This window comes from Candidatus Obscuribacterales bacterium, from assembly GCA_019744775.1.
In the GTDB taxonomy this organism is placed as follows: Bacteria; Cyanobacteriota; Vampirovibrionia; order Obscuribacterales; family Obscuribacteraceae; genus SBAT01.
This window is the reverse complement of sequence record JAIETZ010000004.1, coordinates 80,336-101,957: the sequence shown is the minus strand read 5'-3', so window position 1 is coordinate 101,957 and position 21,622 is coordinate 80,336. Positions and strand designations below refer to the sequence as shown.

22 protein-coding genes are annotated in these 21,622 nt (G+C 46.5%); 11 read left to right on the top strand and 11 right to left on the bottom strand.

The window, feature by feature from the left end; all coding sequences use genetic code 11:
- Positions 1-10: 10 nt before the first annotated feature.
- From minE to minC, 3 genes are read right to left on the bottom strand one after another with little or no spacing between them, the layout of a single operon-like run.
- Complete coding sequence (gene minE, locus K2Y22_10060) at positions 11-274, bottom strand: cell division topological specificity factor MinE (GenBank protein MBX9878788.1); 264 nt, start codon at positions 272-274, stop codon at positions 11-13.
- 16 nt (positions 275-290) lie between these two features.
- On the bottom strand, positions 291-1,106 hold the full coding sequence (gene minD, locus K2Y22_10055) for a septum site-determining protein MinD (protein ID MBX9878787.1): 816 nt from the start codon (positions 1,104-1,106) through the stop codon (positions 291-293).
- A 37-nt stretch (positions 1,107-1,143) separates the two neighbouring features.
- A complete protein-coding gene (minC, locus tag K2Y22_10050; protein MBX9878786.1) occupies positions 1,144-1,968 on the bottom strand; it encodes a septum site-determining protein MinC in 825 nt (274 codons plus the stop codon).
- A 337-nt stretch (positions 1,969-2,305) separates the two neighbouring features.
- Here minC and K2Y22_10045 point away from each other — a divergent pair, with 337 nt between their 5' ends.
- The gene (locus K2Y22_10045; GenBank protein MBX9878785.1) at positions 2,306-3,784 is read left to right on the top strand and encodes an amino acid permease; all 1,479 of its coding nucleotides are present in this window, start codon (positions 2,306-2,308) and stop codon (positions 3,782-3,784) included.
- On the opposite strand, the gene K2Y22_10040 is transcribed toward K2Y22_10045, so the two are convergent.
- Together K2Y22_10040 and K2Y22_10035 are read right to left on the bottom strand one after the other, a co-directional pair.
- Complete coding sequence (locus K2Y22_10040; protein MBX9878784.1) at positions 3,781-4,464, bottom strand: MgtC/SapB family protein; 684 nt, start codon at positions 4,462-4,464, stop codon at positions 3,781-3,783. The genes K2Y22_10045 and K2Y22_10040 overlap by 4 nt on opposite strands.
- Before the next feature lie 80 nt (positions 4,465-4,544).
- Positions 4,545-5,081, bottom strand: coding sequence for a hypothetical protein (locus K2Y22_10035; protein MBX9878783.1), 537 nt, complete (start codon positions 5,079-5,081; stop codon positions 4,545-4,547).
- A 512-nt stretch (positions 5,082-5,593) separates the two neighbouring features.
- Between K2Y22_10035 and K2Y22_10030 the strand changes: the two genes are divergently transcribed.
- A complete protein-coding gene (locus tag K2Y22_10030) occupies positions 5,594-6,556 on the top strand; it encodes a hypothetical protein (GenBank protein ID MBX9878782.1) in 963 nt (320 codons plus the stop codon).
- Here the strand turns inward: K2Y22_10030 and meaB are convergent, their stop codons facing one another.
- Complete coding sequence (gene meaB / locus K2Y22_10025; GenBank protein MBX9878781.1) at positions 6,557-7,504, bottom strand: methylmalonyl Co-A mutase-associated GTPase MeaB; 948 nt, start codon at positions 7,502-7,504, stop codon at positions 6,557-6,559. It abuts the gene before it with no gap.
- 167 nt (positions 7,505-7,671) lie between these two features.
- Between meaB and K2Y22_10020 the strand changes: the two genes are divergently transcribed.
- The gene (locus tag K2Y22_10020; GenBank protein MBX9878780.1) at positions 7,672-8,238 is read left to right on the top strand and encodes a hypothetical protein; all 567 of its coding nucleotides are present in this window, start codon (positions 7,672-7,674) and stop codon (positions 8,236-8,238) included.
- Here K2Y22_10020 and K2Y22_10015 read toward each other — a convergent pair whose 3' ends face one another.
- Positions 8,239-8,769: a hypothetical protein gene (locus tag K2Y22_10015; protein ID MBX9878779.1), complete on the bottom strand. Its 531-nt coding sequence runs from the start codon at positions 8,767-8,769 to the stop codon at positions 8,239-8,241. It abuts the gene before it with no gap.
- Between the two features lie 83 nt (positions 8,770-8,852).
- Between K2Y22_10015 and K2Y22_10010 the strand changes: the two genes are divergently transcribed.
- Both K2Y22_10010 and K2Y22_10005 read left to right on the top strand, forming a co-directional pair.
- The gene (locus K2Y22_10010) at positions 8,853-9,938 is read left to right on the top strand and encodes an amidohydrolase family protein (GenBank protein MBX9878778.1); all 1,086 of its coding nucleotides are present in this window, start codon (positions 8,853-8,855) and stop codon (positions 9,936-9,938) included.
- A gap of 104 nt (positions 9,939-10,042) precedes the next feature.
- Positions 10,043-11,413, top strand: a complete 1,371-nt coding sequence (locus K2Y22_10005) for a hypothetical protein (GenBank protein ID MBX9878777.1) — start codon at positions 10,043-10,045, stop codon at positions 11,411-11,413.
- Between the two features lie 3 nt (positions 11,414-11,416).
- Here the strand turns inward: K2Y22_10005 and K2Y22_10000 are convergent, their stop codons facing one another.
- Entirely contained in the window at positions 11,417-12,418 is a 1,002-nt protein-coding gene (locus K2Y22_10000; protein ID MBX9878776.1) for an ROK family protein, read from the bottom strand.
- Complete coding sequence (locus K2Y22_09995) at positions 12,415-14,433, bottom strand: hypothetical protein (protein ID MBX9878775.1); 2,019 nt, start codon at positions 14,431-14,433, stop codon at positions 12,415-12,417. Before K2Y22_09995 ends, K2Y22_10000 begins: the two co-directional genes overlap by 4 nt.
- 318 nt (positions 14,434-14,751) lie before the next feature.
- On the opposite strand from K2Y22_09995, the gene K2Y22_09990 reads away from it, so the two are divergent.
- The 3 genes from K2Y22_09990 to K2Y22_09980 are packed head-to-tail and all read left to right on the top strand — an operon-like array spanning position 14,752 to position 17,358.
- Positions 14,752-15,930: an iron-containing alcohol dehydrogenase gene (locus tag K2Y22_09990; protein ID MBX9878774.1), complete on the top strand. Its 1,179-nt coding sequence runs from the start codon at positions 14,752-14,754 to the stop codon at positions 15,928-15,930.
- On the top strand, positions 15,930-16,346 hold the full coding sequence (locus tag K2Y22_09985) for a hypothetical protein (GenBank protein ID MBX9878773.1): 417 nt from the start codon (positions 15,930-15,932) through the stop codon (positions 16,344-16,346). The genes K2Y22_09990 and K2Y22_09985 overlap by 1 nt, the downstream gene beginning before the upstream one ends.
- A gap of 13 nt (positions 16,347-16,359) precedes the next feature.
- Entirely contained in the window at positions 16,360-17,358 is a 999-nt protein-coding gene (locus K2Y22_09980; protein MBX9878772.1) for a carbohydrate kinase, read from the top strand.
- A gap of 132 nt (positions 17,359-17,490) precedes the next feature.
- Here K2Y22_09980 and yedF read toward each other — a convergent pair whose 3' ends face one another.
- Positions 17,491-18,105 carry a sulfurtransferase-like selenium metabolism protein YedF gene (gene yedF, locus K2Y22_09975; protein ID MBX9878771.1) on the bottom strand — a complete coding sequence of 205 codons (615 nt, stop codon included), beginning with the start codon at positions 18,103-18,105 and terminating at the stop codon, positions 17,491-17,493.
- A gap of 1 nt (position 18,106) precedes the next feature.
- Positions 18,107-19,192, bottom strand: a complete 1,086-nt coding sequence (selD, locus tag K2Y22_09970) for a selenide, water dikinase SelD (protein ID MBX9878770.1) — start codon at positions 19,190-19,192, stop codon at positions 18,107-18,109.
- A 271-nt stretch (positions 19,193-19,463) separates the two neighbouring features.
- Here selD and K2Y22_09965 point away from each other — a divergent pair, with 271 nt between their 5' ends.
- The 3 genes from K2Y22_09965 (at position 19,464) to K2Y22_09955 (ending at position 21,616) form a co-directional block, all read left to right on the top strand.
- Positions 19,464-19,670, top strand: a complete 207-nt coding sequence (locus K2Y22_09965) for a ribbon-helix-helix domain-containing protein (GenBank protein ID MBX9878769.1) — start codon at positions 19,464-19,466, stop codon at positions 19,668-19,670.
- 96 nt (positions 19,671-19,766) lie between these two features.
- The gene (locus tag K2Y22_09960) at positions 19,767-20,045 is read left to right on the top strand and encodes a hypothetical protein (protein ID MBX9878768.1); all 279 of its coding nucleotides are present in this window, start codon (positions 19,767-19,769) and stop codon (positions 20,043-20,045) included.
- Between the two features lie 44 nt (positions 20,046-20,089).
- Entirely contained in the window at positions 20,090-21,616 is a 1,527-nt protein-coding gene (locus tag K2Y22_09955) for a CPBP family intramembrane metalloprotease (GenBank protein MBX9878767.1), read from the top strand.
- The last annotated feature ends 6 nt before the right edge of the window (positions 21,617-21,622 follow it).

The following is a 21,622-nucleotide window of genomic DNA, read 5'->3' as shown; positions in this document are numbered from 1 at the left end:
TACCTGCTACCTAGCTCTTGGATCTAACTAGAGGGAAGTTAGCAATTAATGCTGCCCTCCGCTCATATTGTTGCAGATCGAAGCGGGTAGTTTGACGGTCAACTTCAAAATAACGGCCAACTACGGCAATAAGTTCCTCTTCCAGGGATGCCAAGCGATCTGCGGGCAACTCCAGGCGGTCATGGATGAGCATGAGACGCATGCGGTCTTTTGCACGTGTGCGGGCTGTTGCTGGTTCGTTTTTACTACGGAAAAACCAATTGAGAACTTGCATTGTTTGCTCCTCCCAATTAAGCGCGAGCCGCAGGTGTGAAGAACTTGACTATCTTGTTCATCCAGTTTTCATCAAGAGACTGGAGGTCCATGATAGGCACGTCTTCGCCCTTGAGGCGGCGAGCGATATTTCTGTAAGCCAATCCGGCACGCTGGTTTTCAGTTCCGGCAACTGGTTCGCCACGGTTGGTGGAGACGATAATTTCTTCGTCTTCCGGAATAACCCCGAGGAGTTTGACGGAGAGGATTTCTAGAACGTCATCTACGCTCATCATGTCGTTGGTCTTCACCATTGACGGACGCAGGCGGTTGATAACGAGGCGATGTTCTTTAATCTCTTCCTTGCGTGCTTCGAGAAGTCCTATTACGCGGTCAGCATCGCGGACAGCCGACATTTCAGGAGTCGTGATGATGATTGCTTCTTCGGCTCCGGCGATGGCGTTTTGGAAACCACTTTCGATACCAGCTGGACAATCAATCAAAACGAAATCAAACAAGCTCTTAAGTTCAGTCGTCAAAGCTTTCATTTGTTCAGCATTGACTGCAGACTTATCGCGAGTTTGTGCAGCGGGCAAGAGGCAAAGATTCGGCATACGCTTGTCTTTGACAAAAGCTTGGCGCAGTTTGCAACGCTCTTCGATTACATCGACGAGGTTGTAGACGACGCGATTTTCCAGGCCCATGAGAATATCGAGGTTGCGCAACCCGATATCCATGTCCACCAACACAACCGATGCGCCTGTTTGCGCAAGAGCTGTACCGATGTTTGCAGAGGCAGTAGTCTTGCCGACACCGCCCTTACCTGAGGTGATTACTATTACTTTGCCGCTCATTGTTTACCGTTACCTCAATCGATGGTTGTTTACGTGGTTACTCAGGAATATTTGCTTGAATGCGGATTTGACCATTCACTACTCTGGCTGTTTCAGGAACCAGTGCGCCGGATTTTGGTTTATCAGGACTTCTGGCGATTGAATGGGCAATACGCAATTGAATCGGGTGCAAACGCAAGGCGCGAATTTCCGCTTTGTCATTGCCGTTCGATCCGGCATGAGCAATACCACGCAATGCACCCCATACGGTGATATCACCTTCAGCAACAACTTCAGCGCCAGGATTTACATCACCAAAGATAACTAAATGACCTTTGTGTGTAACCGACTGACCGGAGCGCAAGTTTTGCTTTAGGTAGAGAACTTGTGGAATCTGTGGAGCCTCAACTTTAGCAGTCGATGTTGCAGCTGTTTCCTCGCAACCAGGACCAGCGTAACTTGATTCAGCTGGTGCGGCTTTTGTTTCTGCAACTGGTTCAGTAGTTGTCTCAGCTGCTGCTTTTTCTGCTTCGGCAGCTTCCATTAGGGCAGCATCAGCAATGAGTGCGCTTAGACTTGCGGCAACTCTTTTAGCAACATTGAGCTTGCGTGATTGCAGAGCGGCTTTTGTTTCATTGTTGGTGGCATACACTTGGTTGAAAGTGACACCATTTTGTTGAGCTAGACCAACAACTTGGTCAACATCTGCTTCGCTCAAAAGAATGGCGCCCAGTTTGAGATCGATTTTTGTACCAGGTGGCAACTGGCTGGATACTTCAAGCGAAGAAACCAAATGCTCTCTGGCCTCTTCGATATCCACGCAGCCGCTGATATCAACTAAAACACCTTGATCCGGTTGGCTAATAATTGCACTTTTCGACATTCGGGTTCCTGCTCGGCTGTATATACGACAAGTATTTTTGCAGCGGTCTTGCAACCGCCATTCATTGAAAAATTCCTTGTTGATCGTATTTGCTGCCGAGTACTTCGTCAAGGCAAAAAGAATATAACGTCTACATACAATCGATGACGTTGACATAAACTTTTTATTTGATATAGGTACAACCTTGCCGTAGTGCCATTTCACAGGGATAAAGTCAAAGCTTAGATAACTTCCATAATGACTCATGGCAACGCCTGTACGTGACCTACTCGCCTACACTTATATGGATGTCGCGAAGCGGCATATCGAAAGTATATACATCGAGGACGTTATGAAAATGGCAATGGAGTTCACAAGCGAGGAAGCCCTACTGGCGGAAGCTGACGGTCAAGGTCACTTCAAGCGAGCATTGGGTCTTGTTGATTCCACGGCTGTTGTTGTTGGTTCAATGATTGGTTCAGGAATTTTCATTGTGTCGGCTGATATTGCCAGGCAAATGGGCTCGCCTTTCTGGCTTCTTATGTGCTGGCTGGCTGCCGGTGTTCTAACCATCATGGGTGCACTGTGCTACAGCGAGCTGGCTGCTATGTTTCCTAAAGCCGGCGGACAATATGTGTTTTTGCGTCAAGCCTATGGACCATTGGCTGCATTCTTATATGGATGGACACTATTTGCCGTAATTCAATGCGGCACAATTGCTGCAGTAGCTGTTGCCTTCGCCAAATTTACCGGTGTGTTCATTCCATATTTTTCGAACACAAACGTAATTCTGCAAGTCGCTAATTGGAAATTCACCACCGCTCAAGCACTAGGTGTTCTAGTTATTGCTCTGCATACATTTATCAATTGCCGCGGTATTCATACTGCCAAAATGATTCAGACTGTATTCACAGTCACAAAAGTTGGAGCATTGTTCGGACTTATTGCTTTAGGCTTGCTCGCATTCAATAACTATCATGGACTTGAAGTTAATCTCGCTAATTTCTGGCAAGCAGTTGATTTGAAAGGTAATCAACTAACAGGCATTCACTTCTTGGGCGTGATGGCTGTGGCGATGGTCGGTTCACTTTTCTCCTGTGACGCGTGGAACAACATCACATTTGCCAGTGAAGAAGTAAAAGACCCGGAAAAGAATTTGCCCAAGTCTCTAGCGCTAGGAACATTGCTTGTCACACTAATTTATGTTTTGACAAACGTTGTCTATTTGCTTTTGTTGCCTTTGCACGGTGATCCAAATGGCACTGATGTCGTAAGTCGCGGCATTCAGTTTGCATTAGAAGACCGTGTAGGAACCGCAGCTGCCAGCATGATTTTTGGATCGCCTGCCGTGATGATTATGGCAGGTGCCATTATGATCTCCACATTCGGTTGTTTGAATGGACTCATTCTTGCCGGCTCGCGTGCTTATTACGCAATGGCTCGCGATGGACTGTTCTTCAAGAAAGTTGCCGAACTAAGTCCTAAATCCAATGTGCCTGTATTTGGTCTATTGCTGCAAGGCATCTGGGCAGCTATTCTGACCACATCTGGCACTTACGGTAATCTGCTCGATTACGTTGTATTTGCCGCGTTGGCATTCTATGTGCTCACGGTTGCAGCGGTAATTGTGCTGCGTGCGAAAGACGGAGGGCGCAATCGTCCGTATAAGACACCTCTGTATCCTGCACTTCCGATACTCTACGTAGTTCTTGCAGTATCAATTATGGTCGGACAAATTTGTTTGTCGCCGCAATATACAGGTGCGGGTCTGCTTCTAATTCTTTCCGGACTTCCTGCTTATTGGTTCTGGCACGGACGCTCGAAGAAAGCAGCTTAAAGCCCACTCTTTTCGCCAAGCAATTGAATCGACAACACATCCGGATTGTCGATGATAGATCTCAGCAACTTGTCCAATTCAGCCCAACTAAGGTCACTGAAGTGTAAATTCATCTCAAGGCGATCTGTATGTTTTACGACGGAATTAAGACGGACATTAGCAGGAAATAGAAGTTTTACCGTATCGAATTTGTCATTGGGGCAGCACACTCTCAAGTCTTTGCCGGGTAATTCTTCCTGCGGAAACATGTGTTCTGAAATTCGCAGACCGACGATGATTGTGAGCGTTGAGATAATGGCAAAACCAAAAAATCCAAGTCCGCATGCAATGCCCAGACCAGCTGCAAAAAATATTGTCGCAGCTGTCGTCATCACACCGACACCGCGACTGATGATTACGCCGGCTCCAATGAAACCAATACCGGCAAGAATTTGACCGGCAAGACGCGTGGCGTCACCTGAACCAATTGCAGCGCCATGAATCAAATCCGCGCCGCAAGCTGATATCAGACACGAGCTGGCAGATAAAATCATGTGCGTACGCACACCGGCCACAGGCTGTCTTGTTGTCCGCTCCGCACCGAGCAGAGCGCCCAAAAAGAAAGCCAGGAACAGCTTTAGAGGGAACCAGACCACCCACTCGTAGCTAATTAATGAACCTATTTGCTCAAAGAATCCCACTGCTGACGCCTAATCAATTGACTACGTCAACAATATTCCCGGTACTCTTAATTTAAATACGTATGTTGGCTTGTTTTTCTCTAGGGGTACACGTGTTCGCCGCTGGCTCCCATTCCACCGCCCCAAGTTACGACATAGTCACCATCTTTTTTATCAACATGGATTGGTGACATCATGCCTTCCTTCTTCTTCAAGTGTTCAAGAACGGCATTGCGAGTTGCCGGATCCATCGCCTTCAATTCTTTGTTGATGTCTCCGACTGTACTGTCATACGAAAGTTGTTTGTTGAAAAGTCGATCGTAGATTTTGTTAGCTGTCTCATCTGCAGCTTTGTCAGCTTTTTCGGCAGCTACTTGCTCAGGAGACGGTTTGCCTATATTGGAAATCATTTCTTGCGTGTTATGCATGGCTTGGTTGAAGGCATCTCCCATTCCCTTAAAGTCGACGCTTAAAAAGCCGTGTTCTTCAGGTTTAGCTTGGCTCGGATTTGCCGCGATCTTTATGTCACTGCTACCAGATTTTGCACCCCAAGCATCCGCATTTGTCTCCGTGTGAGACTTACTTGGTCCATCGTGTTTTTCTGCAGGTGCCGTCTTATTTACATTGTCACTACCCATTTCCCAATCCCTCATAGTAAATGTGGCTACGTTAAATGTGCCCAGGAATGCCGTCCAATTAACGATTTCCAGGCGTATTCAGTGTCTACACGGGGTATGCGGAATCTGGACATGAGTTAGATTAACTGGGGTTAATAATGGTCTGATTGTACGATTTCGGCCCAGCCAATGCGGGATTCACCATTTGCGAGCGGCTCAAATTTGCTTACACTCTCGTTGTCGGCGTTGCACGAATCAGGTATCCCTTGTCCGAATCCCCTTTCGAGTTAGCAAAAAGCTCTGATCTGCCCGGCATGAATTGTGCAGATCTAGGGCAGTGTGTGTTGGATAGACCGGAGTCTCGCCAACTCACGGACCGCGCACAGAAATTTTCGGACTCGCATCTGTTCGGACAAGCAGAAAAGCTTTACCGTAGAAATCTGACATTGCAGTCAGCTAGATACAAAGCTAATCCCACTGAATGCGAACTGCAAGCGTTAAATCAGAGTCGCCAAAAGTTAGCTGGCGCCCTTATGTCACAAGACAAATTTTCCGAAGCTGAAAAGTTGTTGCAGCAGTCAATTAGTGATCTTGAAGACCGCAGATATGGTCAGCTTTCGAATGACGAAGGTCACAAAATTCTTTCGCAATGGGTAAATCTTGAAGACGAGAATTCAAAACTGGCGCAGGTTGACAAAGTGTTTGCGCGTAATGAACGAAAGGTTCGCTCAGAAATAAAGGCGTATGGGACGAATCCAACTGACTGGCTAGTTTCGGCAATGAAGCAAAACCGAGTGCTTGCAATCGGTGAAGATCACAGAGGCGACCAAAAACATTTGGCGCTCGGCAAAGACCTCATGGATGATTTGAAATCCGCCGGTGCTACTCACCTGGCTGTTGAGTTGCCGGCGAATCATCAAAAAGTATTAGATCGTTTTGCTGAAACGGGTGTTGTTGATTTTGCCTTGCTTGAGGAAAGTAAAGGAACTAATGAGTATTTTCCATCCCGCGCATTGTTGGAACGGGAAAATATGCGAGATTTGATGAACTCAGCAGTCGATGCTGGACTTAAGCTTGTTGCCGTCGATGACGCAGACAGTATCAATGTGGGAGTTTATAATGCGATTTTTGGGACGGGTCGCGACAGAGCTATGGCTGCTCACATTGCGCATGTTTTGGATGAAAATCCGAAAAATAAGGTTGTATACTGGACAGGCTCGATGCATGCTCAAGTTTCTGTCGATCAAAGAGATCATGACAGAGCCAGCCAATTGTTGCGCTCTCAAGGCTTCAAGGTAAGTTCAGTCTTGCCAAAAGAGAAAAATGAGGGTGACAGCAATCCTCTCTATAACATTACCAATGAAGTAAAAGTGCCGACATTAGTGCCTATGTCAAAAGCCAAGTCATTGGCCAAATTGCCAGAATTGAAGTCCATTTACCCAGGCGTACAAAACTTCGATGCTTGGGATGCGGTAATCATCTATCCGCAAAAGTAACTATTTTTTGCCGAACAATTCTTCAATTAGTTTGTTTGCTGCTGAATGCGGGTCAAGCTTGTGATTCAAGACCGTACTTAATAGGTCATTCACGCGTGGGCTGTCTTTAAGTGATTGTTTGAGATTTTCGCGGGCAATTGCAGCGACTAACTCAGTAAGCTCAGTTTGCACTTTATGCTTGCGCCTGTCCATCAGTTGTCCACTGGATTCCAGGAAGAGCTTGTGTTTTTGTACTGCTTCCCAGACCTTGTCTATTCCCTGACCTGTTTCTGCTACAGCTGAAACCACAGGCGGACGCCAGTCGTCTTTAAAGTGACTCAATTCGAGAGACGCCATAATTTCGCTGGCGGTTTTGTCGGACCCAGGCAAATCAGCTTTATTGACGACAAAAATATCGCCAATTTCCATAATGCCTGACTTAATGGCTTGAATGTCATCACCTGAAGACGGCATCAAAACAAGAATTGTCGTGTCTGCTGTTTCTGCAATGGCGAGTTCAGATTGACCTACACCAACTGTTTCAATAATTACTACGTCGTAGCCCGATGCTTCCATCATGCGCACTGCGTCGTATGTTGCAAGTGCTGTTCCACCGGCATGGCCTCTATTGGCCATCGAGCGGATGAAGACATCTTTGTCCATCGTGTGTTCTTGCATGCGAATACGATCGCCCAGAATTGCTCCACCTGTAAAAGGTGAGCTTGGATCAACTGCTAAGACGCCTACACGAAGTCCTGAGCGACGAATGGCGGCAATCAATGCATCGACCAGAGTGGATTTTCCAACGCCAGGTGAACCGGTAATACCAATAAGATGCGCGCGACCGGCGTGCGAAAAGAGACTGCGCACGAGTTCTGTTGCTTGCGGTCCGCCGTCCTCGACAATACTCAAGGCGCGTGCCAGCGCTCTGCGGTTGCCTGACAAAAGGTCTTTGGTTATCGTTTCCAAATTTGTATCCAAGATTTCGTTAATGCTACAGTGGCTTAGTGAGACAAGCGATCTTAGCATGCAATAAAATGGGCGCATGCAATGCGCCCCTACACAGGACAGGCGAGCGCGGAAACAAAGAATAATCTCGTTCGTCATCGCCTACATATCCAACGACAGGAGTTGTTATGAGTAAATTGAAGCTGGCTGTAGTTCTTTGTTCAATTTCAGCATTTGCCGTCTCCGCCTATGCGTATGATCCGGGCAATTTGACAATCAAAGACGGAGCAGGCGAGGAAATTACCTTCAAGAAAGGTTTATTCGGCAAGCGGAAGGTTCTTGTTAAAGATCGCCTTGGCAATAAATACGAAAAGAAACAAGGAATGTTTGGCGGCAGAAGCAAAGAAGTCAACCTCTTGGGAAATAAGTACAAGAGCAGCCACAGTCTCCTTGGTGATAAGAGCGAGGGCGGAAGTCTTCTGGGTGACACGGTAACAGTGAAAAAGGGTGCATTCGGCGGCAAGACTACAGAAGTTGATCTCTCAGGCGTTGCCGGCGCCGTAGGCATGGTTAAGGACCTAATTATGGAGAAGACCAAAGAGCCGTTTTCTGATGCCCCTGCCGGGATTTCTTCCGATGAACTAATGAATTCCTACACCAGGCACAAGCCATCGAGCATGGCCAATCAGGAGCACGACTTAAAGACTCCAGGCGCTAGATTGCTGGAGCTGCAAAAAGGCGGAGTCGGTTATTAGTTATTTGCCCTTGAGATGTCTTAGCCAGCTCGGCGAAGATGTCGAGCCTTTTTCCTTGGAAAACTGTCCATAGTCTTCTTCGGGAGCGCTTGATCTCTTCTTTCTGTTGGCGTTTTCTGCATCGGTAAGCATCACTGCCAATTGATCACGTTCCGACTGGCAAATTTTTAGCTGGTGCTGGATATCGTTGAGGAGTGCCTTAAATTCTTCCATCTCATGGTTTTTAGTTTCGAGTTGTCCGGCCATTTTCGACAATTCCTGGTGCAGGTGCTTGTTTTCCCTGCTTTTATCAGCCAGTAGCTGTCCCTGATTGGCTAATTCGACTTTGATATCCTCGGCGTCCCGGGCTACCCTTTCCAGTTCGCGAGCCTGGGCGGTCAAGGTGATATTGCGCTCCTGGGCAGCCAGAAGAGCTTCTTGAAGCTGAACAAGTTTCTGCATCAGTGTAGAGGAGTCCCACTGATGGCCGGTTACAGGATTAATTGCAGGATTTGATTCAACCATTGGCGAATAGGCCTTGTTCTCAGCCATCTGTAGCTTTAATATTCCCATCAATATCCCGTCTCAATCGAGACCCTGCCTACCGGCAGTATAAGCAATTCGAGTGTTAATTAATGGCAGATTTGGCAATTAAGGGTGGAGAGGTCTTAACCTTGCTCGCCCATGAGCGAACCAACCTCTTTGTTAAAGGCGACAGAATTAGTGCCCTGAGAGGGCATTGCGAGGGCGACTGGCAGGTTTTAGACGCTTCCGGCATGATTATTACCCCGGGTCTATTTGACCTTCAAGTTAACGGCGATCCTGACTGCAACCTATGGGCCGACCCTTCTAATGAGGACATTAGAAAGCTTGGCTGTAATTTACTTAAACATGGCGTTACCAGCTATTTGCCGACCTTAATAACCGACGAAGTCGGTCACTTAAAGAAAAACATGCGCCAATTATCAGAATATGGATTGGGTGTCGACAAGGCAAAAGCCGACGCAGCCTCAATGTTGGGATTGCATCTGGAAGGGCCGTTTCTCTCTCCGGAAAAACCAGGAGTGCATCCTCCAAAGCATCTTTTGCCTCTGACAGCTTCGGCCGCAAATAACCTGGTCAATGGCAGCAAAGTCAGCTTAATGACCCTGGCTCCGGAGCTGGAAAATAACGGCGAATCAATTAAGACTTTGATTGGCAAAGGAGTACGCGTCGCATTGGGACATTCAAATGCCACATTTGAAGAAGCACAAAAGGCATTTGATGCGGGTGTGAAATTGATGACACACACATTCAATGCTTTGCCTGCTGTCAAACATCGCGGACCTGGTGCTGTAGTTGCGGCAATGCTCAACGATAGTGTCACTTGTTGCGTAATTGCTGACGGACTGCATGTAGATCCACCTGTGGTGAAATTGCTTATGCGCGTGAAGGGAGTGGACAAGATAATACTTGTCAGTGACGCTGCCCACATAGGCACAGCAGGCGGGGGACTTGTCGGTTCTTCCATTACGCTTGATCAAGCTGTAAAAAATGTAGTTGACTGGGGTGTGGCAAGTTTTGCCGAAGCGATTACCATGGCTTCTTACAATCCGGCGCGAGCAATGGGTTTTGATGAAATTGGTGAACTTGCTCCAGGCAAAATTGCCGACATTGTTTTGTGGGATCGCGAGACATTAACTGTTAAACACGTTGTGAAGTCAGGACAGGTTATCTTTTAACTCTAAACCAGTAGAGTTACGTCCTTGATTTAAAAAGCAACAATGTGATCGTTTTTTGCTGTTCCTGGGCAAAACATACTGTGGGTTGGTATAGGCGGATGATCATGAAAAGACTTGTGTCGGTTGGTTTGGCTTTGTCGTTTGTTGCAGCTGCCGGTTTATTTAATATGTCCAATGGACAAGATGGACAGCAAGCCACTTCGTCAATCGAAAAGAAAGATGGGCTTGAAACAGTAGAGTTTGATACTTTGACAGGCACTGTCGAAGTCAATTTGCCGGATGATCTTTCTGCAACTGACACCATATCCGGTACCGTGCTTCTAGAGCCGAAAGGGGAAACTAAAGAAGAGAAAGCTCAGAACGAGGACACGTTAAGGGGCTACGTGGTTGAAATTGCCGAAACTCAGGAGGTACAGGAAGAGCCCCCTAAGGAACCGCCTGCAAAACCGAGGCCGCCTGTTGTCAAAACACCGCAAACACCGGATAAGCCCAGGGTTTGCCCACCTCTAATTTGCAGTAATCCGCCATCTATTCCAATTATTCCTGGTAAGCTCGGTCCTTGTGTCTTTCACATTCCCAATGGCGGACGGCACATAGATATAATATTGCGCGGTAATAGTGGACAAACTATTTGCAGCAGCCAAGTGCCCTGCAATCCGACACCGCCGCGCTGCCCGCCGCTGGTAATTCCGAATAAAGGCACGTGTGGCGGATCGGTTCGCATTCCAGGTAAATGTGACGGTAGATCTTCGACATCCAATGTGACCATTAATGGCAATAGATGCCCGGTTTTAGCTGAGTCGCCTAGACAGCAAATTTGCCGAACTCCAAATAATCTCAATGGTCCATGCACAATAGTAAGAAACGAGCAGGGTTGCGTCACGCGCGGTGTGATCACTATGGTGCCCAAGCCGCCGACATGTACTGGACGACCTCCGGCTCAGTCGATTCCCGTTAATCCATCTAAATTTGTCTTTCACAGAACAGGACCATTTGTCAGTCAGGAAATTCCCTCTTGCTATAGGGACCAGTCACCGACAGCTAATATAACTAAGACATCAATTACTTGGGAGGGTCCACAGTCCATTCAAGGCGATCCCAGAGTTGCATCCACGCTTGTCTTTCAGGAACCGCCCGAAGTTATAAGAGTTGGAGAGAAATTTTCCTTAACTGCTTCTGTATCTGGAGATGAGCGCGTTAGCACGCAAGCGATGTACAACGGTGATCACAGTTGGATAAAACCGTTGAACAGACCGCGTAGTGTGACTTTGGCGAAAGGGTATGGTGAGCCATCTCAAACATTTGAGTTTGAAGTAGCTGATTATCTTAAGATGATAGATGAGGCTCTAAAAGCCCATCCTGAATATGCTTCACAAGTGACGCCTGAGGTGCGCAATAAATTACCTGCGATTAGCATCTTTTGTCCCGGACGCATCAACGTCAAGGTTGAATGGAAGTACGTTCCAATTAAGTAGTTGTTAGCGCGCAACCATGTTATCGATTACAAGGCTGGCAGCACCGATCATGCCGGCGGAGGTGCCGAGAGTTGCCGGTAGGATCTTTACGTTTTGTCCAATCAACGGCAGACTTCCGTCGATGAACAATTCGCGCAGCATTTCAAATTTGACGAATTTTTCCATGCCGCCTGTAATGAAGAAGCAATATGGATCAAGTGCATGAGCAAGGCTTACTAAGCCGGTTGCTACATGTTCGTGCCAGATATCGATTATTTTGTGAGCGACCGGGTCGCCTTTGTCGGCAGCTTCGCCGACCATTTCGTTAGTAAGATTTGGTAATTTGCCTGCTAAATCGGATTGCTCAGGTTTGATGGTGGCAATTATTTCTTTGCTCGTGCGCAAGAATCCTGAGCCGGAACCATATGCTTCCCAGCAATCCCAGCGTCCGCATGTGCAGAGGCGCTTGTTGTCCATTGAAATTTTCAGGTGTCCAACTTCACCGCCTGCCCAATGTTGGCCGCGATAAAGTTTGCCGTTCATAACAAGACCACCACCGATGCCTGTGCCCAGGGTAATTGTAACGATGCATTTCTTGTCTGCAAGTCCGGCTGCGTGCACTTCTGCATAAGCTGCGGCATTAGCGTCGTTTTCAGCATGCGTTGGAAGCATCGTCTTTTGTTCGACGAGTTTTTTCAATTGTGTTCCGGTCCAGCCTGGCAAGTTGCCTGTCGAACCAATTACTTCACCTGTTTCGACATTTACGACACCAGCTGTGGCAATGCCGACACCGGCTATTAAATGATCTTTTTGAAAATCAGCGATTAGTCCTAGTAAACTTTCTACAATTTTGTCGGCGCCCTTTGGTGTCGGCACCTTTTTTACTTCTGTTACCAACTGTCCGTCGCATACAACTGCTGCAGCTAATTTTGTTCCACCTAAATCAATGCCCAGTGCGTTCATTTTGGGCCTGGTTGTGCCGCTGTCCATCTGCGTTGCGTCGCCGTCCTTCGTTAGCATAATCATATTCCGCTTCCCAATTGTCCTTGATCAGGAGAGTTCTTTAGTACAAGTTTGTTGTATGGAATCGGCTGTCCAAACAGCACGTCGAAACCATAACGGTTAATTCCTCTAATGGTGTCATAGAGGAAAATGAACTTCATGTCTTCCGGTCCGATGGCAGCGGAAATACTGCGGTTAGTCAAAAGCTTGGCATTGAGGTTGTAACCAAGCGACGTTCCAACTGTCAGGAACTTACAAATTTTGAGGTCACCTTGAACGTAAGTAGATTGAGAACCGTTGATGAATTGGTCGAATACAAATGGCGATTGACCCTTAACACCTGATTGGAAATAACCGGTGTTAACACGCAGGCGTTTGAGATATAAGTTGAGAACAGGACCGACTTGCGCCATCAACATTGCATCTCCTGTGGAGTAACCACGCAATGCGGCGCCGGCACTAAGTCCTAGCTTCGCTCCCAGTTTGTTGTCACCATAAGCAAATAGAGGCAATGTTGACGCATTTATTTGTTCTTCAAAGCGCATCGCTTTGGTTATTTTGTCCGTATATGGCATGTTGAACAATTTTTTGTATTCAGGAGTTAAGTTGAGCAAGTTTGGATCGTCTGATGCCCAACCACCTGATGTACGGAAAGTTACTGAGGCGAGATAAGGGACCTTTGTTGTACCTCTTAAATTGACTGCTTCAGCTATATAGCGTGGACGACGTGCACCGAAAATACCGTCTTCGATGAATCTGTTGACGCCCATTTGGAATTTGGTTGAACGGGTAAAGTTGTAACGCAAGTCACCGACAACCAAGTTGGAAACGGTACCATAAGCAATTTGCGTGCTTAGTTTTTGTCCTTCGTAGGAAATTCTTGCACCGGCGCCAATTTGACCTGTTTGCGATGAACCGCTAGTTGAGTTCCTGCCGCCAATTTGCATCATTGGTATCACGCGGAATACGCCATTTGTGCCTACGCCGTAGTTAAAGCTAGGTCCAAACGAAATGCCGCCCATTTGCAAGTTGTTGCCGATTTGAGGCGTAATGGGCATTTGCAAACGCTGGTTGGTTCCACCTACCGTAGTCATAATTTTGCCTACAGGAATAGAGAACTTACCAAAGCAGACTCTGCCGCCAAGAATTGTTAGGTTGCCGACTTCTTTATAGCGCTCATAAACCATGCGGCGTGCTTTAAATTTCCAGCTTGGTTTTTCCGGCACATAAGCATCCGGGTGCATGTGTTTTTCAGCAGTCTCTTCCAAGAAGCCCAACGGACCGAAGACAGCATTACGCTGGAATGAAAATGGCGTGGGCATTTGCATCGTACCATCGGAGAATGCTACGTTGCGGCTGTTACCGATGGATTTACGCGCGATAATGTCGGCGCCTTGAATTTCGGTGTCGGGATTGGTTATCAGGTACTCGTCGGAATTGACTTTGAATTTAAAGGCTGAACCTGTGGTCAATTGACCATTTCTGTAAATGCGCACAGCTCCGCGCGCGTCAATTGTCTGGTTGTTTTGATCGTAGAGGATTGTGTCGGCTTCAAGTTTTGAATCTTCGCCGCCGATAAGCACAATTGCATTGCCTGTGCCCAAAAATGTGTTTGTCTGCTGGTCAAATTCAGTATCGTCGGCGATTAATTGAATTGTTCCTTTCAGTTTTGCTCCTAGAGGAAGTCCTAAATCGCTGTCGTCATCTTCAAAACCTGATTCTGCCGAGACATTTTCCGGCGCCGGCTTAAGTTCGCTAGGATCGTGTTCAGCTACAGTTGAAGGTTGAGTGTTGTTTTCCGATTCGATGAGTTGTTGTTGCGCGCTTCCTGTTCCGGAATTTTTCGACGCTGGAGATTGCGAAGGTGCATCTGGTTCGTATGTGTCCAACTTCGGCTGCATCGGCATGAGCATTGTGCCTGTCGGCAAAGGCTTTGCCGGCGGCTGCGCAACAGGAGTTGCAGCCAGGGCTGGTTGTGCAAGAAGTACGACCGATGAAAGAGCGACGAAAAGCTTTCGTTGAACTAGGTTGGAGTTCATCCAGTTTTCCTCGGAAAGTGGCTCGGATGCGTATGAACCCTTTGACGATGTGGGTTCTGCCGCACTGCAGATGTCAACAATGGGTCCATGTTACTCGATATTTCAAGAGGGGGCAAGAAAATATATGTGAAGTACAATTGGTGATGTCAATAGGTGATTTGCTTGTGCCAAAACAAGTTAGCTTTTGGGAAGATGCTTTGTGCTTGGCTACTCCATATAAAGAATTTGTCACCGTATTACACTCCGTCCTTGTGGAGTAGCGCAATAATCTGAGAAAGTAAATATACTGGTTGTCACCTCAGTATGGTTGATTTCATAATGCAAGCATTCGAATTTTGTTCAGGTACAAGAATTTCTTTCGGCGAAGGCGCTGCTTCAAGCGTTGCTGATGTTTTAAAAGAGCTGGGAGCAACCAAAGTGCTCATTATCACCGACGGCAATTTGCTGAAAGCTGGTGTTGTTGAGCCAATTTTGCAATCGCTTGCTGAAGGTGGTTTTGAAAATCCGGCAATTTTCAGTTCGGTCCCCCAAGACTCCGATGTTGACTCAGTCATGAGCGCTGTTGAACTGGGCGTGAAAAATGACTGTGATTCATTGATTGCCATTGGTGGTGGTTCTGTTATGGACACTGCTAAGGCAACAAATATTTGTTTGACCTATCAGGGCGACAACTATGAAGGTCACCTGATTGATTATCAAGGCTTGAATAATCTGCCGACAAAACTTTTGCCTTTGATTGCCATTCCGACAACCGCAGGCACAGGCTCGGAAGTTTCTTTGGTAGCCATGGTTATGGACCGCAATGAAGGTAGAAAGCTTTTATTCGGCAGCCCATTTTTAGCTCCTGATAGGGCTATTTTGGATCCGACTCTTTTGCTCTCATTGCCACCGCGTTTGACGGCAGCCACAGGACTTGATGCGCTGACGCACGATATTGAAGCTCTTGTAGCTCCAATTGCGCCGTCGGCTTTTGTTGATGCATTGGCTTTAGAGTCCATGAAGTTGCTGTTCGAGTTTCTTCCTCTTGCTACAGCCGATGGTAAGGATTTGGAAGCCCGCGGGCAAACACTTGTGGCAAGCACCATGGCCGGCTTAGCTTTTACTAATAGCGGTGTCGGTATTGTTCATGCGCTGGCTCATTCAACAGGAGCCAAGTACGGAACTCATCACGGCATGACCAATGCAGTTTTCCTGCCGCACGGTATGGAATTCAACTTGGATGTCTCTGTTTCCAGATTTGCTCATGCTTCACGATATCTTGGATTCTCAGATTCAAGTCGCGATGCTGAAGCGGCAGATGCTTTGATTTCATCCGTGAGAAATATAATCTCCGACTTGGGATTGCCGGATCGCTTGCAGAACTTGGGTGTTCCGGCACCGGTTAACGGAGATTATGAAGAAATTGCTTTGCTTGCTTCGACAGATCCTGCAATAATGTTTAACCCGAAGGAGGCCTCTCTAGAAGATATTATTCGTATATACGAGAGGGCGTACTGATGCCGGTTTTCGCAACTTCAGAAGAAATACATAGTGTGATGTCGGACATGTGGCATAGGGTTAAGGCTAACCCGCAAATTGCCAAGCCGCTGATTGAGTCTAAATTGAGTGCTCAATTTCGTTTTCGGGAACCGGATGGAACAGTGACAATTGACTGCTCCGATGGTCAGGACATGAAAATAATCATCGGACCATGTGACATAAAGCCAACTATTGAAATGTCCATGAAGGGTGATGTTGCTCACGAGTTTTGGATGGGTCGCATAAGCGTGCCTGTAGCAATTCTCACCGGCAAGATTACTTCTAAAGGACCAACACCTAAAGCATTAGCGCTGCTTCCGATTATTCGTCCAGCTTTTGACCTCTATCCAAAGGTACTTGAGGAAGCCGGCAAGCAAGCTTTGATGTTGCGCTAACCAGGAAGTCTAAATGTCGGTTGCAGCCATCGGGGAAATTGTCGTTGATTGGTTGTCCGTTAAAGCCGGCAAGACTCGTTTGGATGCAACGCAGTTTAGTCGTCATTTAGGCGGCAATGCTGCCAATGTTGCTATTGCATTTAGCAGACTTGGTGGAGCATCCAGGCTTATCGGCAAGATAGGCATTGATTTTCATGGCGATTTTCTAAGAAGAACCCTCATCAAAGAAGGAGTCTTGCTGGATTTTCTCATTGCCGATGACAAACATCCAACTGCCCAATGTTACGTGTTCACCGACACACATGGCAGTCATAGTTTCTACAACTGGCCCGATCCCAATGCTGCTTCGGATTTAAAACCCAAAGATGTTAAACCGGAAGCTCTTGCCGGTGCTCGCTTTCTGCACGCAACAGGAATTTCAATGACTGCTGAACCGAGACGCTCGGCCATTGAAAAGGCAATGAGTCTTGCAGCTCAAATGGGTTTGGTAATTTCCTTTGACGCCGGATTTCCCACAGGCGAAGATGAAAAGGCAAAAGCATTAGCAGCAGCTTGTCTTACTCGTGCGCATATCGTCAAAGTAAATTTGCAGGAACTTATGTTCTGGTCGGATGCCGAGTCTCTAAAGTCTCCAAAAGAAATGGCGCAAGTTTTGTTTGAACGTTATAGACCGACTGTCTTGGCTGCCACTCTTGCCGGTAATGGCTGCATTTTGGTTAGCGATAAAGGAATAGCTGTTTGTCCCGGCTATGAAGTCTATTCAGTTGATGAGGTTGGCGCCGGTGATGCGTTTATGGCCGGTCTCATGTATGCCATTGATCAGCGTTTGGGGCAAAAGAGCAATCCGGAGAAATTGGCGGAGTTAACTCTTAGTGACTGGCAAAGAATTGGCGCCTTTGCCAATGCCGTAGGTGCGCGTGCTTGCGAGCGACTTGGCGCAATAGATGGTCTGCCTGTGTTGGACGAAGTGCTGGCTCTTTTGGCACTGCCTGCTAACAAGGTGGTTAGTTAAAGATGGTACGTCTAAGCGAACCAATGGCTAACTTGTTGCACTTTCTGTGCGACTCGGTGGTTGTTCTAATTATTCTTGGCACATGCATCGCCGCATTCGTGTTCTACAAAATATTTAAAAACGATCTTGATCTCAGGGACTGAGAACCTTTTCGGCAGAAGTTAAATACTCGCAAATAGCAAACATGTTTGTTATTTGCGGCACTGGTATGTCTTCCTTTAGTCCGTAATAATCTACGCACAGTCCACAAGCTGCAACTTCAACACCTTCTTTCTGAAAGTCTTGAAGGACTCTCAAAACGGCAGAACTTTTCGCCATTAACTTAACTCCGGAGTTAGCCATCAAAATTGCTTGCGGCCTTTGTCCAGTTTCAAATAAAGTTTGCAAGAACAAATTTAAAAGTGTTCGGCTGAATTCCTCATCACCTTCTCCAAAAGTATCTTTTGAAAGAAAAACAACAGTTGTGCTTTTGGCTCCGTGATTTCCATCCTTTACTGGAGATTCTTCGCTCGCGCTCAGAATGACTTTGGGATCAAGGGTTCTTTTAAGTGTGACTTGAAATCCTTTGTCGGTTTTCTTGGAGCTTACCGATGCTTTCAAGTATTTGGAAAGTCGTTCAAGATTTCTTACGGAAACCTCATCATCGACAAGCACTTCAGCTGCTTCGACATTGGGATCGTCGAAAAGTTTTTTTGTGCGAAGCACAGGTTCAGGACAGCTGAGATTTCTTAGATCAACGCGTTGCATATTAAATAACTAACTCCACGATTCCATTTTCACTGGTTTCACCGGCGACAAATTCACCAATTACAGCTGCCTCAATCTTGGCATTCTTTAGATCTGATAGTAGTTTGCCGGTCTCAACTTTATCGCAAGAGAACATCAAACCACCGGCAGTTTGCGGATCAAAAAGAAGATCGACAATTGCATCATCTGTAAGACCCCGCACGTATTTTTCATAAGACAGTCGATTGGCATAAGCCGCTGCCGGAATAAATCCCTGATCGGCAAAGTCTTTAACTTGCGGTAATAGAGGAACAGCTTTGCAAATGACTTGTGTCTTTAGTCTGCTTGCTAAAGCCATTTCATGCAGGTGTCCCACCAAACCAAATCCTGTGACATCTGTGGCTGCATGTATGTTGTACTTTAGTGCAAGCTTTAAAACTTGATTGTTCAAGTATGTGAGATTTTGGAAAAGGATTGATTGCACTTGTTCAGATAGTAGGCCGCCTTTATGAGCTAAAAGTGCAACACCTGTTCCAATTGGTTTGCAAAGAATAATTTGATCACCGGCCAAAGCTTTGTTATTAGTCAAAATTTTGTCGGGGTGAACAAGACCTGTTACCGACAATCCATATAAGACTTCTTTTCCTTGTATAGAATGTCCGCCGGCCAATACTGCTCCGGCATCGCTAATTGCTTTTGCTCCGCCGCGAAGAATTTCTTTGGCCGCGGAAAGTGGTAGATCGCAAGAGGGAAAACTAAAAATGTTAAGAGCCATGATTGGCTTACCGCCCATCGCGTAAATGTCGGATAAGGCATTTACTGCTGCAATTTGGCCGAACAAATATGGATCATCAACAACCGGTGGAAAGAAATCGACACTCTGAATTATTGCGAGATCATCTGAGATTTTGTAGACGGATGCATCTTCGAAATTGTCTATGCCGGTAAGCAATTGCGGGCAGTCAAGTTTTGGAATGCCAAAGACTATTTCAGCTAGTTGAGATGCACTCATTTTTGCTGCGCATCCACCTGCTTTTACATTGGACGTCAGTCGGCAAATGTCATCTAACGCTTCTTGTTTTGTCTTTTCTTCTTGAATATTGCTCATTGAAAATGGCCTTGTTTGAATCTTCCGAAATGCTGATGAGAAGCTGAATGCAATAGGGTAAGTGCAAAAAATCGATAGTCTGTTTTGAAAAAACCTTTTATCTGAGTTTTTTGTGTTTAGCCAGTTATGGGCTTTTCAGCCCTTTAAAAAGTTTCCGGAAGAGTGTAGATTGTACTCCTCGTGATGACCGTAAAGCAAAGGCGAAAGAACGCGTCTATTGACTACGGGCGTTTTCAAAGTTTGCCTCCTTTCTTTTTAAACAAGGTGTCCAATGCCGAAAAAAGTATTAGTAGCTCTTCCCCAAGGATTACTCGAGCAAATTGATTTTGTTGCTGGTGTTGAACACCGTACCCGTTCGGATTTGATTCGCGAAGCCATGCGCCGCTATATTGAAAACTTCAGGCGCACCCAAGGTCCACGTATGTCCGTGAGCAACGTTGGAGCCCAGAAAGTCGCTCTTTTAACCGACGCTGAGTAGTTTTCCCATACCCCTGTTCTTGACTTGCCTCTCGGGCAGCCCTAATATATGGGTGCCTGGAGCTTTCCAAGCGTCATTAATTAGGATGCTGTAATTATGCAATGGGGCAATATCTGGATAGCAGAGATTATCTTTGCCTTGTCCATTGTCTTGGGACTGGGATATGTAAAATTACCCGGCTTTTTGCGCCAGAGGAAGTTGGCACGGGGATTCCCTTGGGGCTATTATCCTGATCAGGCTACCAAGGCAGATCCAGGTTATTTCCCTGATAACGACCGCGACTTCTTGCACAATACAAATGCTGCCTTTGGACACCTGCAAGGCTTTGGTGACTACGGTGAGTTCACCGGCTTTGGGGAAATGGGCGAGTTCTAGACCAGCGCACGAAAGACAGGTCTCTGGTGAATTTGGAAAATTTGATGCCACTTGTGATGCCCCTAATTGGGGTCGTCTTGTTAACGGCGCTGGTTTATTACCATCGGGATGATTCGCAACCCCTGCAGCAGAAAATTGTCCTCATCGGCATAACTCTTTTTATTGCCCAGGCTGCTTATACAACTATCGAACGTCGTGATAGGGTGAATACCACTTCATTAGTAGTTGCTGGTGAAGGAGCGAACTTGATGCTGCGAAGCTATATGGCTTTTGACTTCATCAAGGCAAATCTGCCTGAAGTATTCGGTAGACTGAAACCTGTCATGGGAGATAATCCGACAAGCTTTACCGATGACTTCATTTCTCAAGCCGAGAGTACTTTGCGTTCATCGCTAAAGGAAAATCCAAATAGCCCCTATTTGCAGATTCGTCTGGCTCTTGTGTTAGCTGAAGCTGATTTGAAAAAGAACAAGCCGGAAATTGAAAAGCTGCTTACTAATTTGCAGAAAAACGAAGACCCGCGTGTTTCTGAATTTGCCGGAATCATCCACAAGATTTATTTTGAAACGGTAACTAAAACGTACGAGCCTAGTTATGAAGCGACAATTGAAAAACTCATGCCATTAAGTTGGTACAGAGATACCGCGCTTTTGCGTTTATACAAAGTCACAGGCGACAGTGAGAATTACAACAAATACGTGCAATTGTCTGAGCAGAAAGCTGTTGATTGGATCAACAAAATGGCCCTAATAATAATCGGACTGCCTCTGATCATTCTTGGTGGCTTGGGGATTTTGTTTATTCAGATGTGTTTGATTGCAGCCAAAGGTCCAGGCGAGCAAAAACTTTTGCCGGTTGCCGGAATAGGTGATGTACGCTCAGTTGTCACGGTTATGATTGCTTGGATGGCCAACGAAGTGATCGTCAGCTCAGTAATGGCCAGCCTTGATATCAAAATGTCCGGTGTGCCCGCAACTATGATGTCGGCGTTTTTGGCAGTTACATATTTGGTTTCCAATGGTCCGGTTTGGTTCTACATCTATTGGTTTGCCTTCCGCCGCAAGAAAATTCCACTGCTGTCCGGCTTGAAGATAAAGACGGACAAAGGAATAGCTGCATCCGTATTTTTTGGATTTATTGCCTGGATGGCGGCTGTGCCGATTGTACTTATAGCCTTTGCAATTTCTACAAAGTTTTTCGGAGCGCATGGATCTCAAAATCCGGTCTTATCAATTCTCTTTCAAGTGGCGCGCTCCAACAACTTGCCGGCAATTGCGCTTTTCTATTTGTCTTTGTCTGTTCTGGCTCCAGTGTGTGAAGAACCCTTATTCCGTGGGTTGGTCTACCAGAGCGTGCGCTCGAAAATAGGTGTTGTCGGGGCAGCTGTGTTTTCGGCCTTCTTGTTTGCAATTTTGCATCTGGACCCAGGCGGGCTTGGTCCTTTGTTTGCACTTGGACTAGTGCTTGCGATTGTTTTTGAAAAGACAGGCAGTCTTGTACCGTCGATGATCACTCACGGGCTTTGGAATGGCATGAATTTTACGATATCGCTTTTAGCTAGTAGCTGGTAGCTGACA